The 14,307-nt window shown below is 59.2% G+C and carries 12 protein-coding genes and 2 tRNA genes; 10 read left to right on the forward strand and 4 right to left on the reverse strand.

Annotated elements, in window-relative coordinates:
* Positions 1 to 39: 39 nt before the first annotated feature.
* Positions 40 to 378 (reverse strand): hypothetical protein, encoded by a 339-nt coding sequence (locus ACGK9R_RS12235; RefSeq protein WP_394581642.1) that lies wholly within the window; start codon positions 376 to 378, stop codon positions 40 to 42.
* On the reverse strand, positions 362 to 1,042 hold the full coding sequence (locus ACGK9R_RS12240; RefSeq protein WP_394581643.1) for a hypothetical protein: 681 nt from the start codon (positions 1,040 to 1,042) through the stop codon (positions 362 to 364). The genes ACGK9R_RS12235 and ACGK9R_RS12240 overlap by 17 nt, the downstream gene beginning before the upstream one ends.
* A gap of 617 nt (positions 1,043 to 1,659) precedes the next feature.
* Between ACGK9R_RS12240 and ACGK9R_RS12245 the strand changes: the two genes are divergently transcribed.
* Positions 1,660 to 2,088 carry a DUF3617 domain-containing protein gene (locus ACGK9R_RS12245; protein WP_394581644.1) on the forward strand — a complete coding sequence of 143 codons (429 nt, stop codon included), beginning with the start codon at positions 1,660 to 1,662 and terminating at the stop codon, positions 2,086 to 2,088.
* A 60-nt stretch (positions 2,089 to 2,148) separates the two neighbouring features.
* Positions 2,149 to 2,721, forward strand: a complete 573-nt coding sequence (locus tag ACGK9R_RS12250; RefSeq protein ID WP_394581645.1) for a hypothetical protein — start codon at positions 2,149 to 2,151, stop codon at positions 2,719 to 2,721.
* A 9-nt stretch (positions 2,722 to 2,730) separates the two neighbouring features.
* Here the strand turns inward: ACGK9R_RS12250 and ACGK9R_RS12255 are convergent, their stop codons facing one another.
* Complete coding sequence (locus ACGK9R_RS12255) at positions 2,731 to 3,258, reverse strand: helix-turn-helix domain-containing protein (protein WP_394581647.1); 528 nt, start codon at positions 3,256 to 3,258, stop codon at positions 2,731 to 2,733.
* A 286-nt stretch (positions 3,259 to 3,544) separates the two neighbouring features.
* On the opposite strand from ACGK9R_RS12255, the gene gltX reads away from it, so the two are divergent.
* The 3 genes from gltX (at position 3,545) to ACGK9R_RS12270 (ending at position 5,322) form a co-directional block, all read left to right on the forward strand.
* Complete coding sequence (gltX, locus tag ACGK9R_RS12260) at positions 3,545 to 5,023, forward strand: glutamate--tRNA ligase (protein WP_394581648.1); 1,479 nt, start codon at positions 3,545 to 3,547, stop codon at positions 5,021 to 5,023.
* Positions 5,024 to 5,152: 129 nt separating this feature from the next.
* Positions 5,153 to 5,228 (forward strand) — tRNA-Ala (locus tag ACGK9R_RS12265).
* A gap of 18 nt (positions 5,229 to 5,246) precedes the next feature.
* Positions 5,247 to 5,322: transfer RNA gene (locus ACGK9R_RS12270), tRNA-Glu, on the forward strand.
* 694 nt (positions 5,323 to 6,016) lie between these two features.
* Here ACGK9R_RS12270 and gltA read toward each other — a convergent pair.
* Entirely contained in the window at positions 6,017 to 7,303 is a 1,287-nt protein-coding gene (gene gltA, locus ACGK9R_RS12275; RefSeq protein ID WP_394581649.1) for a citrate synthase, read from the reverse strand.
* Positions 7,304 to 7,796: 493 nt separating this feature from the next.
* Between gltA and sdhC the strand changes: the two genes are divergently transcribed.
* From sdhC to ACGK9R_RS12300, 5 genes are all read left to right on the forward strand, one after another.
* Positions 7,797 to 8,174, forward strand: coding sequence for a succinate dehydrogenase, cytochrome b556 subunit (sdhC, locus tag ACGK9R_RS12280; RefSeq protein ID WP_394581651.1), 378 nt, complete (start codon positions 7,797 to 7,799; stop codon positions 8,172 to 8,174).
* Positions 8,168 to 8,515 carry a succinate dehydrogenase, hydrophobic membrane anchor protein gene (gene sdhD / locus ACGK9R_RS12285; protein ID WP_394581652.1) on the forward strand — a complete coding sequence of 116 codons (348 nt, stop codon included), beginning with the start codon at positions 8,168 to 8,170 and terminating at the stop codon, positions 8,513 to 8,515. Before sdhC ends, sdhD begins: the two co-directional genes overlap by 7 nt.
* A 3-nt stretch (positions 8,516 to 8,518) precedes the next feature.
* Positions 8,519 to 10,291 (forward strand): succinate dehydrogenase flavoprotein subunit, encoded by a 1,773-nt coding sequence (gene sdhA, locus ACGK9R_RS12290; RefSeq protein WP_394581653.1) that lies wholly within the window; start codon positions 8,519 to 8,521, stop codon positions 10,289 to 10,291.
* A gap of 103 nt (positions 10,292 to 10,394) precedes the next feature.
* Entirely contained in the window at positions 10,395 to 11,105 is a 711-nt protein-coding gene (locus ACGK9R_RS12295) for a succinate dehydrogenase iron-sulfur subunit (RefSeq protein WP_394581654.1), read from the forward strand.
* Between the two features lie 362 nt (positions 11,106 to 11,467).
* The gene (locus ACGK9R_RS12300) at positions 11,468 to 14,302 is read left to right on the forward strand and encodes a 2-oxoglutarate dehydrogenase E1 component (protein ID WP_394581657.1); all 2,835 of its coding nucleotides are present in this window, start codon (positions 11,468 to 11,470) and stop codon (positions 14,300 to 14,302) included.
* The last annotated feature ends 5 nt before the right edge of the window (positions 14,303 to 14,307 follow it).

Consider the following 14,307-nt stretch of genomic DNA (forward strand, 5'->3'; position numbering starts at 1 on the left):
GGTGACCGCATGGACGGCCACCTGTAATGGGATGGGCAGTTACACAGATTTATTTACAGGCCCCCATTCGATCAGCCTTAGGGCCGTTTCCCACGCCTTAACATTTTTCCAGTCGTTGCCCAGATTGATCGTGGTGATACCGCAGCTCTCAAATACAAACTTCTCACGATTCCCTTTTTGGAAACGGTCTTTTGACACGATCACCCAGCTCTTGTCTGATCGCTTGAGCTGTTCTAGCCATACTTCATCCGGCATGCCAGGACCGCCGTTGACCTCGCGAGCATGCAAGACCGTATGGCTTTCGCTGCAGAGTTTGGCTAGGTGATCAAGTGCGTTGGCGATGTAATGGCTAATGTTTTCGTCAATGAAAAAGTGCACCCGATAAAATCCTTTCTTCGAATTTTACGGCGCGCTCTACTTCTTCTGTCGTCACGTCATACGCACGGGCTGCATCTTCTGCGTTGCCTTCTACCTCGGCCGCTTGGCCCAGTGTAGCGGTGGGCATGTGGCTGGGCAGCACGATGGGCTTACCGAAGGCAAAGCGTGGGTCAATCACGATGCTGGGATCTTCTGGGTCTGGATGCCAACGCACAGGATCTCCCTCTGCATCAAATTCGATGCCTGCCCTGAGCGAGGGCACTATCACATCTTCGAACACGTTTTGGCGCTTGACCAGGTCAATCACTGCTGTTTCGCCACTTTCTTCCAGTGCTTTAAGGAATACTTTTTGGCCATCGGTACACAGCTGGGGATTGCTGAGTGGGTAATCCCGCTGTAGTAACTCGCTGAGCTCATGCAATGCTTCACGGATGATCGATAAGCTCACATTGTGGCTACGGAATTTAGCCACGGCACGGAGTTCGAGCAGGTCTTTAAAGCTAAGGGTGTCTTCTGCGCCCAAAGCTTGGGGTTCGGGTACCCAGAGTGGGCCCTTGGTCGACCGCGCAGGCATGAGCCAGCGGCGAATCTTATCCGCTTCTACGCCAATCAGGCGTTCTGCTTGCTTGGGGCTGTAAAGCCCGATGTTGGTGAATGCGGTCATGGTCTACCCCCTAGCGTAGCGCTAGGTATGAAATACGGCGGCTTGAGCTGGTGTATTTTGGAGTATTTTACTCTGTTGTACATGGCTATAGTCTGACACTTTACGTGTACAGCGCAAGAAGAAAACGTCACGAAATGTGTCATCCTTACAACGGTGCGTGTCAGCTTTTTACCGCATCTCCATCCGAACACTGCACGTATAACCACGGTCGTTCAGGTCGTGGCGCACTTCATCGATGAAACAGGGCGCGGCGTCAATCTGTTCCTTGAACCCTACAGTGGTCACAGGGGGGGGCGGAGTAAATGTCAGCGCGGCCTTCGGCGAGATCCATTGTTAGATCGGCGTGTTTAAGATGCAGGCGCGTAAGGTCGGCACCAGTGACTTCCAGCATTTCGTCTTCGCTGGCGTAGGCGTTTGTCGCTGTCGCTCACCATTAACTTCCTTGCGCTCCGCTTCGTCCAGATTCGACCAGTAGGTGATGCCACTAAAACCGGGATGTTTACATATCCACCAGACTGAGCTGACGAAGGTGCTGGTCGGCATGCCCTTAAAAGAGTATTCAAGCCCTTATCTGATCTTCTATGCTCGCTCATCCACCATTCTCTCAAGAGACCCCTATGCCCCACCTTCATTCATTAGCTTTATTGGCCTTTTTCCTTCCCTGCACACTATGGGCCCAGGACGATTTTCGACCCGGCTTATGGTGTATCGACATGGCGACGTTCAACCTGCCGCGAGCTGAAGACGATGCGCCGGTTTCTAGCGCGACCGATACCTTATGCCTGACGCCGGAGCAGGCGCAGAGCCCGCAGGGCGTGGTTCAGGCGCTTTGGGGAGAGCTCACCTGTGATGATATCGAGATCGACTACCGCGACGGTGGGGCGAAGGTGTCGGTGGCCTGTGGTGGGGGCGAAAGCGCCATGCGTGCCGTCGATACGCTGACGTTTAATAGCCCCACTTCATTTAGTAGCGCCACGAAAACCCGCTCCCACGGCTACGCCGCACAAACCCTGAGCGAATACCGCTGGCAAGCAGCCGACTGCTAGTGACGCGCCGCCACCTTTAATGATATAGCCTAGAGGCAGGATTCGGGGTGAGGAGCGGGTATGGTGAAAACACGCGGTGGTGTCGTAGCGGTGGTGGTGAGTTTTCTATTGCTTGCCGGCTGTAACGAGCAGATGGAAGAGGAGCCGCGCGTGGTCGAGGAGGTGCCGAGTAACGCGGTGGACGCGCCGGTGGCCGAGGAGCCCGAGCGGGCGTCGATCGACGTTGAGTTCACCCTGCACGCCGAGCTCAGCACCGACCGGCGTTTGCTCGTCGAAGGCGCTTCCAATCTACCCACCGGTACGCGGGTGCTGGTGACCGTCGAGCGCGAGCTTAGCCGTGTGCGCTGGCAGTCGCGCACTCAGATCAACGATGGGCAGTTCCGCGCCGGGCCGTTGGGTTCGGGCAGCGGCTTGCCGGACGGCGGGTATATCGTGCAGGTGCAGTCGAGCGAAGGCAGCGTTCAGCCGCGAGCGGTACAGGAGGTGATCGGTCGCGAGGGGGAGTACCTGAGCGGCGAGCTTGTCACACAAACTCGCCACGGGTTGGGTCAGGTGGCCACCTTTTCACGGCGCTTTTTGGTGGGGAGTGAGCCAAGGCGCACGCGCGATCAAGTGGAAGTGGTTGAAGAGTAATAGGGTGCTTTAGGCAGGGCACCAGTGAGCAAGTACTACGGCATGAATCTCTTCGTCGTCGCCCGGCGATTTGGAGAACTGCGCCAGCACGAAGCGGTCGTCGCGTTTGATCAGGTAGTGGCCGGCCTTGTGAAACACGTGGGTCGGCCCCAGCAGAAGAAGATCGCCCGGGGAGGCGGGAGCGAAATCCGTCTTTGGGCCGATCGTGACCATCACGCAGGGCGCTTTCCAATCGATCTTGAGCGGCAGATGCGGCGGGGGGGTGAGCGCGGTGGCCTGCACTTGCTCCCAGGGAAGGGGGCCCTGGTGGTTGAGCGTGAGCAGGGGCGGGGCGCTTTCGCCTTCCAGAAGGGTGGCCAGCGAGCACTCCAGCGCATCGGCTAGCGCTACCAAACGCTCGTGGCCGATCTGCTTTATGGCCCCGGACTCCCAGTACGAGATCGTCACATCCGACACGCCCACTTTTCTGGCAAGGGCGGCCTTGTTGAGCTTTACCCGCTGCCTGAGCTGCTTTATACGTGAGCCTAACGATTCCATTTTATTTTCCCATTGATGAGCCAAACAACTCGTGTGCGTTACTTTTTGCGTTGCCAACGGCACTGGATGCGCACCGGTAAAACGAACGCTCCAATGGCAGGTTATGCATCATAGGGTCTGCACCCGAAATAGCAACGAACACGGGGCAAGAGCCGCTATATCCTTAGCAACTTTCGTTAGGACGCTTTTTGCTCCATGTGGTTCCTGAAGTTGTTTCTGCAACGGGCTGTGGGATGATCAATGGGCGCGTATAATACCGCCACGCTCGATGTTAAAAGGAAATCCCATGACCGTACGCACGCGCATAGCGCCTTCACCCACCGGCGACCCCCACGTCGGCACGGCCTATATCGCGCTTTTCAACCTCTGCTTTGCGCGAAAGCACGGCGGTGAATTCATTCTGCGAATCGAGGATACCGACCGGGTGCGCTCCACCGCGGAGTCCGAGCAGATGATTCTGGATTCGCTGCGCTGGCTCGGCATCGAGTGGGACGAAGGCCCGGACGTCGGCGGCCCGCACGGCCCGTACCGCCAGAGCGAGCGCGGCGACATCTACGCCGAGCACGCCCAGAAGCTGCTCGACGCCGGCCACGCCTTCAAGTGCTACCGTACCAGTGAAGAGCTCGACGAACTGCGCGAGGCGCGCAAGGAAGCGGGTCAGCAGCTGGCGCTCAAGCCCGCGGACCTGGCACTGGCGCCGGATGAGCAGGCACGCCGCGAAGTGGAAAACTGGCCGTTTGTCGTGCGTATGAATGTGCCCGCTGAGGGCGTGTGCGTGGTCGAGGACATGCTGCGTGGCACTATCGAGGTCGACTGGGCTCAGGTGGACGCGCAGATTCTGGTCAAGTCTGACGGTATGCCGACCTACCACATGGCCAACGTGGTGGACGACCACCTCATGGGCATTACCCACGTGCTGCGCGGCGAGGAGTGGATCAACTCGGCACCCAAGCACCAGCTTCTTTATGAGTACTTCGGCTGGGAGATGCCGGTACTCTGCCACATGCCGCTTCTGCGCAACCCGGACAAGTCGAAGCTCTCCAAGCGCAAGAACCCGACCTCGATCAACTACTACCGCCGTATGGGCTTTTTGCCCCAGGCCGTGACCAACTACCTGGGTCGTATGGGCTGGTCGATGCCGGACGAGCGCGAGAAGTTCAGCCTTTCTGAAATGATGAATGTCTTCGATATTCAGCGGGTGTCGCTCGGCGGGCCGGTGTTCGATCTGGAGAAGCTCACCTGGCTTAACGGCGTTTACATCCGCGAGGACATGGACGACGACGCGCTGTTGGCCGCGCTCAGGGAGTGGGCGTTCAATGAAGAGTACGTTCGCCAGATACTGCCCCAGGTACGCACGCGGGTGGAAACGCTCTCTCAGGTCGCGCCGCTAGCCGGCCACTTCTTCTCGGGGCTGCCCGCGATCACGGAAGCCGACTTCGAGGGCGTGAAGCTCGAGCGCGAAACGCTGGTGAAACTTCTGCAGTTTCTGGTGTGGCGTTTCGAGACGCTACCGGCCTGGAACAAGGAGGCGCTGCTGGCCGAGGTACAGGAGTTGGCGGCGGCCTTCGATCTCAAGATGAAGGCGTTTCTGGCGCCGGTGTTCATCGCGATCACCGGTTCGAGCGCGAGCACTTCGGTGATGGACGCCATGGCGATTCTGGGCTCGGATGTAACCCGGGCGCGGCTGCGCCACGCGATCGACGTGCTGGGCGGCGTTTCCAAGAAGCAGGCCAAGCGTTTCGAGAAGGAGTACCGTGCGCTCTAGGCCGTGAGCGAGCCGGGCCCGCGTTGGCGGCGGGCCCGGCGAACGCCTCGGCGCCGGGCGAGATTTCGCCGCTTTTTCGGTTGACTAAGGTGAGGCGAATCAGTACTATACGCAGCGTCTTAACGACACGGGGCCTTAGCTCAGCTGGGAGAGCGCGACACTGGCAGTGTCGAGGTCAGCGGTTCGATCCCGCTAGGCTCCACCAACCACGTTTTGACACTCCGTCCCATTCGTCTAGTGGTCCAGGACACCGCCCTTTCACGGCGGTAACAGGGGTTCGAACCCCCTATGGGACGCCACCTCCTTTTTGTTTGGCCCTCCATTCTTGAATCGTCATCTATCGCAGCCTCGTTCGGGCATGGCGAGAATTTTCGACGCTCATATACCGCGTTTAACATTCATTATCTTCCTTTTTAAGCTTGACTTGTCCACTTTACCTGTGCGGCTGGCCGGGTTGTGCACAACGCTTGGCCAACGGCCCGAAAAATCAGTAATTTAATTTTATATCATTAAAATCAATAACTTATGTTAGGTTAAAAAGTAACCAATCTAAGCAGAAGCCACTGTTCATGGCGATTCCGGGACGTTTCATGGTGGTTGTGAACAGGGTTATCCACAGATAGTGTGGAAAACAGTTTTGCCTTCCTGCTGCCGGATTTTGTCAAGGTCGAATTGGTCGCATTTTGTCGCGCATCCGCTACTTTTTCATGCTCGATACAAGGGCTGCGTGCGCCGTATTGGAGCACGCAGCAGGGCAGTGCGTTTGGAACCCCGAGCGCTCGGTTAAGCCTGATTGAAATGGGGTGTGGGAGGGAGCTTCAGCTCGCGATAGTTGGTTTGGCCAGGGCGCCTGATGGCGTTGTGAGAGTTTCGGTAAATCTGCAGGCGGCAAGCTGGATTGATAGTCGCGACAAGCTAGTCAGCAATATGAGACCGTCAATCGGGCACAAAAAGGCCGCCCGAAGGCGGCCCAAGTGTGGCGCGGTCAGTCGCTTACTTTTTAGTCGGGTAGTCGCGCTTGTCGTGGCCGGTGTAGAGCTGGCGCGGACGGCCGATCTTGTAGCTTTCGCTGAGCATTTCGTTCCAGTGCGAGATCCAGCCGATGGTGCGCGACACGGCGAAGATCACGGTGAACATGTTGGTCGGAATGCCCATCGCCTTGAGGATGATGCCGGAGTAGAAGTCGACGTTCGGGTAGAGCTTGCGCTCGACGAAGTATTCGTCTTCCAGCGCGATCTGCTCGAGGCGCTTGGCGATCTTGAGCTGCGGGTCGTCGGCCATGCCGAGCTCCGCGAGGACTTCGTCGCAGCTCTCTTTCATTACCTTGGCGCGCGGGTCGAAGTTGCGGTAGACCCGGTGACCGAAGCCCATCAGCTTGAACGGGTCGTCCTTGTCCTTGGCCTTGTCGATGAAGCGCTGGATGTTCTCTTCGGACTCGTCGCCGATCTCGTCGAGCATTGCCAGTACTGCTTCGTTGGCACCACCGTGGGCCGGGCCCCAGAGCGCGGCGATGCCGGCGCTGATACACGCGAACGGGTTGGCGCCGGTCGAGCCCGCCAGGCGCACCGTAGAGGTGGAGGCGTTCTGTTCGTGGTCGGCATGGAGCATGAAGATCCGGTCCATCGCCTTGGCGTACACCGGGTTGATCTTGTACTCCTCGCACGGGTTGCTGAACATCATGTAGAGGAAGTTCTCTGCATAGCTCAGGTCGTTGCGCGGGTAGTTGAAGGGTTGGCCGACGTTGTACTTGTGCGACATCGCCGCAAGCGTGGGCATCTTCGCGATCAGGCGAATGGCGCTGATCTCGCGATCTTCCTGCTGGGTGATGTCCATATGGTCGTGGTAGAAGGCCGCCAGGCCGCCCACGACGCCACACAGAATCGACATCGGGTGCGCGTCGCGACGAAAACCCTTGAAGAAGTTGTTGATCTGATCGTGAACCATGGTGTGGTTACGAATGCGGGTTTCGAAATCCGCGTACTGTTCTTCAGTCGGCAGCTCGCCGAACAGCAGGGTGTAGCAAACCTCTACGAAATTGGATTCCTTGGCTAGCTGGTCGATCGGGTAGCCGCGGTGTAGCAGCATGCCCTTGCCACCATCGATATAGGTGATAGCGGATTGGCAGGAAGAGGTGGCCATGAAGCCGGGGTCGTAGGTAAACAGGCCTTCCGCACCCAGCCCGCGTACGTCGATAACATCGGGGCCCAGTGTGCCGGAGTAGATGGGTAGCTCGATCGGGTCTTGACCGTCTACCGTCAAGGTCGCTTTCCTGTCAGCCATGAAGGCCTCCTTTCGAATTCGGTTTGGGACGTAAAGTCGTTGTTTCGCATACCGCGCCGGCGAAAAGGCTCGCCTACTATAGAAGCGTGCGACTTTTTGTCAATTAGCCTTGAAGCGTAGTAATTGTTATACAGAAGCTATTATCGAATAACTGACTTGTCGAATTTTTATTCGTTGGTGAAGCAATCGTGTTCGAATCGTACTAAACTGAAACGGTTAACAGGCTTACGAAAATCACCATGTTTGTTGACACTATAGCCATGCTGCAACGCAAAATCGACTCCGCGCGGTCGCAATTTTTTTGTCCCGTAGTAGAGTTAGGCCTGCGTTCGGTTTGTAAGCCGGGGCGAAGGTTCTTATAATCCACCGCGCGCGACCGGCAGCCAGGTGGTCGTGCCCGACTTGGCAACGGCCGAGCCCCTTCCAGCAACCACTGCCCGCTCGGGTACGCCCGAACCTTTGCAGAGTGGGCCAAAAGAGTGTGTATAACGCCGTGAATAGCAAAAGACCCGTAAACCTCGACCTTTCGACCATCCATTTCCCGTTACCAGCCCTGACGTCGATCACCCACCGTATTACCGGTGTCATTCTGTTCGTCGGCCTGATTTTCGCCTTCTGGGCGCTGGGAAAGTCCCTCTCCTCACCGGCCGGTTTCGATGCCGTGCGCGATGCGCTGGCAACCAACATTCTGGCCAAGTTCGTTGCCTGGGGCCTGCTGTCTGCGCTGGCTTTTCACTTCGTGGCGGGCATCAAGCACCTGCTGATGGATGCCGATATCGGCGTCACCCTGGAAGGTAGCGTACAAAAAGCGCAAATCACCGTCGTCGTGAGCGCCGTTCTAATCATTCTGGCAGGAGTCTGGGTATGGTAACCAACATCACGAGCTTTGGCCGCAGCGGTCTCTCCGACTGGCTGATGCAGCGCGTTTCCGCGGTCATTCTGGCACTTTATACGCTGTTCATCGTGGGCTACCTGCTGTTCAACCCGGGGCTGGATTACTACACCTGGAGCGGGCTTTTCAATCAGATCTGGATGCGCATTTTCTCGCTTCTGGCCTTCATTTCGATCGCCGCGCACGCCTGGATCGGCCTCTGGACCGTCACCACCGACTATCTCAAGTCCACGCGTCTTCGCGTCGGTGCCCAGGCGATCATCATTCTGGCCATCTTCGTGTACCTGGTCTGGGGCATTCAAATTCTGTGGGGAGCTTAATCCATGTCTAACCTTCGTAGCCTGACGTTTGACGCCATCATCATCGGTGGCGGTGGCTCTGGCCTGCGCGCAGCGCTTGAACTTGCCAAGTCCGGTAAAAAGACAGCGGTTCTCTCGAAAGTGTTCCCGACCCGCTCGCATACCGTTTCTGCCCAGGGCGGCATCACCTGCGCAATCGCCTCCTCCGACCCGGAAGACGATTGGCGCTGGCACATGTACGACACCGTCAAGGGCGGCGACTATATCGCCGACCAGGACGCCGCCGAGTACATGTGTTCCGAAGGCCCGAAAGCAGTATTCGAACTCGAGCACATGGGCCTGCCGTTCTCGCGCTTCGACAACGGCCGTATCTACCAGCGCCCCTTCGGCGGTCAGTCGAAGAACTTCGGTGAAGGCGGCCAGGCCGCGCGTACCTGCGCCGCGGCGGACCGTACCGGCCACGCGCTTTTGCACACGCTTTACCAGAACAACCTCAAGAACAACACCACGTTCTTGAACGAGTGGTACGCGGTGGACCTGGTCAAGAACGCCAGCGGTGACGTGGTTGGCTGTATCGCCATGTGCATCGAGACCGGCGAAGTGGTGCACGTCAAATCCAAGGCCACGGTGCTGGCTACCGGCGGTGCGGGCCGTATCTACGCCTCGACCACCAACGCCTTGATCAACACCGGCGACGGTATCGGCATGGCGCTGCGCGCCGGCTTCCCGATGCAGGACATGGAGATGTGGCAGTTCCACCCGACCGGCATTTATGGGGCCGGCACGCTGGTCACCGAAGGGTGCCGCGGCGAGGGTGGCTACCTGATCAACAAGGACGGCGAGCGTTTCATGGAGCGTTACGCGCCCAACGCCAAGGACCTGGCCGGCCGCGACGTGGTCGCGCGCTCCATGGTCATGGAGATCCTCGAAGGCCGCGGCTGTGGCGACAAGGGCGACCACGTCTTCCTGAAGCTCGACCACCTGGGCGAAGAGGTGCTGGGCAAGCGCCTGCCGGGTATCGTCGAGCTCTCCAAGACCTTCGCCCACGTCGACCCGGCCAAGGATCCGATCCCGGTCGTACCGACCTGCCACTACATGATGGGCGGCATTCCGACCAACGTTCACGGTCAGGCCATCATGCAAAACGAGGCTGGCGAAGATCAGATCATCAACGGTCTGTTCGCCTGCGGTGAAGCGGCCTGCGTCTCGGTTCACGGCGCCAACCGCCTGGGCGGCAACTCGCTTCTCGATCTCGTGGTCTTCGGCCGCGCAGCGGGCATGTTCATCGAAGGCGCGCTCAACGAAGGTATCGAGTACCTGGACGCCACCGAGTCCGACATCGAAACCGCCATGAAGCGCATCACCCGCTGGAACGAGTCCGAAGGCGGCGAGAGCGTGTTCGAACTCAAGGCGGAGCTTCAGGACATCATGCAGAACTCCTTTGGCGTGTTCCGTAAGGAAGAGAACATGCAGGAGGGCGTGAAAAAACTCGAGGCCCTGCGCGAGCGTATTGCGAACGCTCATTTGCCGGACAAGTCCAATGCCTTCAACACCGCCCGTGTTGAAGCGCTCGAGCTCGACAACCTCATGGAAGTGGCGGAAGCAACGGCGATTGCTGCCCTCGAGCGTAAAGAGAGCCGTGGCGCCCACTCGCGCTACGACTACCCAGACCGTGATGACGTCAACTGGCTGAAACACTCGCTCTATTTCCCGCTCACCAAGGAGCTGAAACAGCGCGACGTCAACTTCAAGCCGAAAACCGTTGACATGTTCGAGCCGAAGGTTCGTACCTACTGATAGGTTTGTACCTACTAACAGGTTCGTAGCTACTAAATTTTGTGCTGAACCCGTGTTTGCATCAAGCGCTCGCACGGGGAGTTCGCACCGAGAGGGAGTCACCATGTCCAATCTTCAGGTATCGATATACCGCTACAACCCGGAAACCGACTCCGCGCCCTACATGCAGGAGTTTCAGGTCGACACGAAAGACCGTGACCTGATGGTGCTCGACGTTCTGCACCTGATGAAAGAGCAGGACAGCGGCCTGGCGTTTCGCCGCAGCTGCCGCGAAGGGGTGTGCGGTTCCGACGGCATGAACATGAACGGCAAGAACGGCCTCGCTTGCATCACGCCGCTGTCTGACGTGGTCAAGAACGGCAAGCTGACCCTGCGTCCGCTGCCGGGTCTGCCGGTCATTCGCGATATGGTCGTCGACATGGGTATCTTCTATAAGCAGTACGAGCGTATCCAGCCGTACCTGCAAAACGATACCCCGGCGCCGGCCATCGAGCGTTTGCAGTCGCCGGAAGACCGCGACAAGCTCGACGGTCTGTACGAGTGCATTCTGTGCGCGTGCTGCTCGACCTCGTGCCCGTCGTTCTGGTGGAATCCGGACAAGTTCGTCGGACCGGCGGGGCTCTTGCAGTCCTACCGCTTTTTGGCAGACACCCGCGACAACGCAACCCGCGAGCGTCTGACCGATCTGGAAGATCCGTTCTCCGTATTCCGCTGCCGCGGCATCATGAACTGCGTCGCGGTCTGCCCGAAGGGCCTCAACCCGACGCGCGCGATCGGCAAGATCCGCGAAATGCTGCTGGCGGATGCAACCTAAGCGATTAATCTCTTTGATAAAAGCAAGCGAAGTGCAGGTTGTCGTACAAAGTCACTTAAATACCGGCGCTTCGCTTGTTATCATAGGGTTTGTCACGTGGTGCGGCGTCACGTCGCAGCAGGATTCAGCCACGTTTAAAAGCCGGTGCCTTCGTACCGGCTTTTGAGCATGGATTGATTGCCCAATGCTCGATCGAGCGCGAACCAGGGCTTGCCCGAGCGCTTGTTAACGAGCCACGTGAAGGTTTCCGGCCCCGGCCGGCGCCGCCGGCCAATGTTTTGCCCCGCCGGCAGGGCACAAGCGATGTCGCCGCACTGTGCAGCGATACCGATACCACCCCATCAGTGTAGGGTGACCGAGAGATGCAACAAGGCATAATGGAGTTGATGTGGCGTTCCTCGCACGTTAGTGGCGGCAATGTTCACTACGTGGAAGCGCTTTACGAGCAGTACCTCGACGATCCCGATTCCGTCCCCGACGAATGGCGCCGCTACTTCAAGGAGCTGCGCGACGCCGACGGCAGTGCCCAACAGGATGTTCCCTTAAGCCCCATCCGTGATCAGTTCTATCAGCTCGGCCGTGAAAGCCGTCCCGGGCAGGCCAGCGCCCAGGTCGATAGCGGCGAGAACAAGAAGCAGGTCAAGGTCCTGCAGCTGATCAACGCTTACCGCTTTCGTGGTCATCAGAAGGCGGATATCGACCCGCTGGGGTTGCGCAATCCCACCCCGATACCGGATCTCGATCTTTCCTTCCACCAGCTTTCCAAGGCCGATCTCGACACCGAGTTCCAGACCGGCTCCTTCTTTCTGGGCATCGACAAGGCCCCGCTGCGTGACATCGTCGACGCGCTCGAGCAGACCTACTGCCGCTCGATCGGCTGCGAAATCATGCACATCGTCGATACCGAAGAGAAGCGCTGGCTGCAGCGTCGCTTCGAATCGGTGCGCAGCGCGCCGACGTTCAGCGAAGACGTTCGCAAGCACGTGCTCGAGCGGCTGACCGCGGCGGAAGGTCTCGAGAACTACCTGGCTTCCAAGTACCCGGGCACCAAGCGCTTCGGCCTCGAAGGCGGCGAAACCTTCGTGCCGATGATGGACGAGCTGATCCAGCGCGCCGGCGGCTACGGTACCAAGGAAGTCGTGATCGGCATGGCCCACCGCGGCCGCTTGAACCTGCTGGTCAACATCCTGGGCAAGAACCCGGCGGATCTGATCGACGAGTTCGACGGCAAGAAGGTGATCGAGCGCGGCTCCGGCGACGTCAAGTACCACCAGGGCTTCAGTTCGAACGTCATGTCACCGGGCGGCGAAGTCCACCTGGCGATGTCCTTCAACCCGTCGCACCTCGAGATCGTCGCCCCCGTGGTCGAAGGCTCGGTGCGCGCCCGTCAGGATCGCAGACAGGACGCCGACGGCAGCAAGGTGCTGCCGATCAACGTGCACGGCGACGCGGCGTTTGCAGGCCAGGGCGTGGTGATGGAAACGTTCCAGATGTCTCAAACCCGCGCCTACAAGACCGGCGGCACGGTCCATATCGTCATCAACAACCAGGTCGGTTTCACCACCTCGAACCCGCTGGACGCGCGTTCCACCGAGTACTGCACCGACATCGCCAAGATGGTTCAGGCGCCGATCTTCCACGTTAACGGCGACGACCCGGACGCGGTGATCCACGCAGCCCAGGTGGCGCTCGATTACCGTCAGCAGTTCAAGAAGGACGTGGTGATCGATCTCGTCTGCTACCGCCGTCGTGGTCACAACGAAGCGGACGAGCCCTCCGGCACCCAGCCGATGATGTACGCCAAAATCAAGGACCACGCCTCTTCGCGTACGCTCTACGCCAAGCGGCTGGTCGAACAGGGCGTGCTCTCGGAAGAGGACGCCAAGGCGATGGTCGAAACCTACCGCGACGACCTGGTCGCCGGTAACCACGTCGCCAACGCTCTGGTGCAGGAGCCCAACAAGTCGCTGTTCGTCGACTGGGCGCCGTACCTGGGCCACGAGTGGAGCGGCGATGCCGATACCACCGTCGACATGAAGCGTCTGCAGCAGCTGGCTGCGAAGATGTGCGAAATCCCGGACGGGGTCGACGTACAGCGCCAGGTGTCGAAGATCTACGAAGACCGGCGCAAGATGCAGGCCGGCGGCATGGGCGTGAACTGGGGCTTCGCTGAAACTCTGGCCTACGCTACGCTGCTGGATCAGCACCATCCGATTCGCATTACCGGTCAGGACGTGGGCCGCGGCACCTTCTCGCATCGCCATGCGGTGATTCACAACCAGAAGGATGGCTCCACCTACGTTCCGCTTCAGAACATCGCCGACGGGCAGCCGAGTTTCACCATTCACGACTCCATCCTCTCGGAAGAGGCGGTGCTGGCGTTCGAATACGGCTACTCGACCACCGCGCCCAACGATCTGGTGATCTGGGAAGCGCAGTTCGGTGACTTCTTCAACGGCGCTCAGGTGGTCGTGGACCAGTTCATCTCCTCCGGCGAGACCAAGTGGGGGCGGCTGTGCGGCCTGACCATGCTCCTGCCTCACGGCTACGAAGGCCAGGGCCCCGAGCACTCCTCCGCGCGTCTCGAGCGTTTCCTGCAGATGTGCGCCGAGCACAACATGCAGGTGTGCGTGCCGACCACGCCAGCGCAGATCTTCCACCTGCTGCGCCGTCAGGTCATTCGCCCGCTGCGTAAGCCGCTGATCGTGATGACGCCGAAGTCTCTTCTGCGCCACAAGGATGCGACCTCGAGCCTCGAAGACCTGGCCCAGGGCAAGTTCCACATGGTGCTGCCGGATCAGGGCGAACGGCCGGCGGAAGAGGTAACGCGGGTCATCATGTGTGCCGGCAAGGTTTACTACGATCTCGCCAACTGGCGGGCCGAGTACGAGCGTAACGATACGGCCATCATCCGCCTCGAGCAGCTCTACCCCTTCCCCAAGGAGGAGCTTCTGGAAGTCCTGCAGGCGTATCCGAACCTCGAGGATGTCGTCTGGTGTCAGGAAGAGCCGATGAACCAGGGCGCCTGGTATCCGAGCCAGCACCACATGCGCAGCGTGGCCGACATGCTCGCCAACGGCCTTGGCCGCGAGTTGAAATTCGCTGGACGTCCGGCCTCTGCGGCACCCGCGGCAGGTTACATGTCCGTTCACACAGAACAGCAGCGCCAGCTGGTGGAAGACGCTTTCAATCTATAAGCGGC

The sequence above is a fragment of the Halomonas sp. HNIBRBA4712 genome, from assembly GCF_043558675.1.
Taxonomy (GTDB): Bacteria; Pseudomonadota; Gammaproteobacteria; order Pseudomonadales; family Halomonadaceae; genus Vreelandella.

Coding starts and splice junctions, on each gene's coding strand:
- sdhD (WP_394581652.1), top strand. CDS start 8,168: ATGGTAACCAACATCACGAGCTTTGGCCGCAGCGGTCTCTCCGACTGG.
- ACGK9R_RS12240 (WP_394581643.1), bottom strand. CDS start 1,042: ATGACCGCATTCACCAACATCGGGCTTTACAGCCCCAAGCAAGCAGAA.
- ACGK9R_RS12245 (WP_394581644.1), top strand. CDS start 1,660: ATGCCCCACCTTCATTCATTAGCTTTATTGGCCTTTTTCCTTCCCTGC.
- ACGK9R_RS12300 (WP_394581657.1), top strand. CDS start 11,468: ATGCAACAAGGCATAATGGAGTTGATGTGGCGTTCCTCGCACGTTAGT.
- ACGK9R_RS12250 (WP_394581645.1), top strand. CDS start 2,149: ATGGTGAAAACACGCGGTGGTGTCGTAGCGGTGGTGGTGAGTTTTCTA.
- sdhA (WP_394581653.1), top strand. CDS start 8,519: ATGTCTAACCTTCGTAGCCTGACGTTTGACGCCATCATCATCGGTGGC.
- ACGK9R_RS12295 (WP_394581654.1), top strand. CDS start 10,395: ATGTCCAATCTTCAGGTATCGATATACCGCTACAACCCGGAAACCGAC.
- gltX (WP_394581648.1), top strand. CDS start 3,545: ATGACCGTACGCACGCGCATAGCGCCTTCACCCACCGGCGACCCCCAC.
- gltA (WP_394581649.1), bottom strand. CDS start 7,303: ATGGCTGACAGGAAAGCGACCTTGACGGTAGACGGTCAAGACCCGATC.
- ACGK9R_RS12255 (WP_394581647.1), bottom strand. CDS start 3,258: ATGGAATCGTTAGGCTCACGTATAAAGCAGCTCAGGCAGCGGGTAAAG.